Here is a 1,508-nt window from a genome sequence, read left to right on the forward strand (position 1 = left end):
TTAAAGAGAGTAGCTTACTTGCATTCTTTGGAACATTGGGAATAGGTGTTGGTTTAGCATTAAAGGATAACCTATCAAATTTTGCAGGTGGAATAATTGTTCTTGTTTTTAAAACATATAAAGTTGGAGATGAAGTAAATATATCTGGAGAGATGGGATATGTTCATGATATTGATATTTTCTCTACTACAGTTAGAACTCATAATAATGATTTAGTGATAGTACCAAATGGATCTATTGTTTCAAACAAAGTAATCAATTATACAAAAACGCCAATAAGAAGATTAAAGTTTATAGTAGGAGTATCTTATGATGCAGATTTAGATATTGCTAGAGAGGCATTAGAAAAACTTTTAAGAGATAATCCTTTAGTTTTAACAGATCCACCAGTATATAGTCATGTGGATGCTTATGCAGATAGTTCTATAAATATTGCTTTAAAAGGTTGGGTAACAAATGAGCATTATTGGACAGTTTATAAAGAAACATTAAATGGCATAAAAGGTGCTTTAGATAGAGAAAATATAAGTATACCATTCCCACAAATGGATGTTCATTTAAATAATGTGGATAAATAAAAAAGCTGAAGAGATTCAGCTTTTTTTTAAAATCTATATCCTAAAGATAGTGTTACACTCTTTCTTTTTCCAAAACCAACTTCAGTTGTAAATTCAACTGATTTATTTATCTCACTTCTAAAACCAATAACATTGTTCCAAGGAGATGAAGTGCTCTCTTTTACTTCAAATTTTCCATCTTTAACTTTGATGCCTTTTGGAAATGTTATAAGGTTATTGATATCTCCTTTTAAAGTTTGGGTAATATTTTGATACATAGTTCCAATCCAAATAGAGTTTTTAGTGTTATAAAAATTGAAGTTATAACCAACTTTTGGAGAAATAACAAAAGCTGAGATATTTCCTTCAATAATATCTAAACTTGTACTAGTGTAGTTAAAATCAATTAAAGAGAAGAAATCTTTATATCCTCCAGCTAGAACAGTTCCAACTCCATAAGTTATTCCTTCATATTTTAAAGTAAAATCATAATTTTTTAAAATAGTTGAATTTCCTAAATTAATATCAACTAAAGCTGTAGAATGTCCTTTTGTTTTTCCTAAAATTCCGTAAACATTTAAAAAAGGAAATACCCAAAGATCGGCTTTAACTAGTTCGTTAGTATTAACTGTTTTAGCAGAATCAGCTTTAACGGATATAATATTTCCTAATTCAAGAGGTTTTCCACCAAAAAGTGATAACTTACCTGTAAGATTTAAAGCTTTTATATCCACATCTTGTTTCATATCTACATATATAACATTTATTCCATAAGGATTTGGAAGTTCATAACCTCTCTCTCTAGCTTCGTTTCCAAGTAAAGGAAACATAGATTTATCTTGTAAAGAATTATCAGAAGAGATAAGTAAAATACTATTAAAAATAAAAGTGATAAGTAATATTAATGCTTTTTTCAAAAGAACCTCCTAAAATATATCATAAGGAGAAATT

General features: G+C 28.0%; 2 protein-coding genes. One reads left to right on the forward strand and one right to left on the reverse strand.

The features are described 5' to 3' along the window. A partial coding sequence (locus ACRDBA_RS15450; protein ID WP_438506488.1) for a mechanosensitive ion channel family protein occupies positions 1-578 on the forward strand: 578 nt, incomplete at its 5' end. A 26-nt stretch (positions 579-604) separates the two neighbouring features. On the opposite strand, the gene ACRDBA_RS15455 is transcribed toward ACRDBA_RS15450, so the two are convergent. Continuing rightward, a complete protein-coding gene (locus ACRDBA_RS15455) occupies positions 605-1,474 on the reverse strand; it encodes a hypothetical protein (protein ID WP_291940522.1) in 870 nt (289 codons plus the stop codon). Between the last annotated feature and the right edge of the window lie 34 nt (positions 1,475-1,508).

Origin of the sequence: Clostridium sp. (assembly GCF_051654825.1) — a bacterium.
Classification (GTDB): domain Bacteria; phylum Bacillota; class Clostridia; order Clostridiales; family Clostridiaceae; genus Clostridium.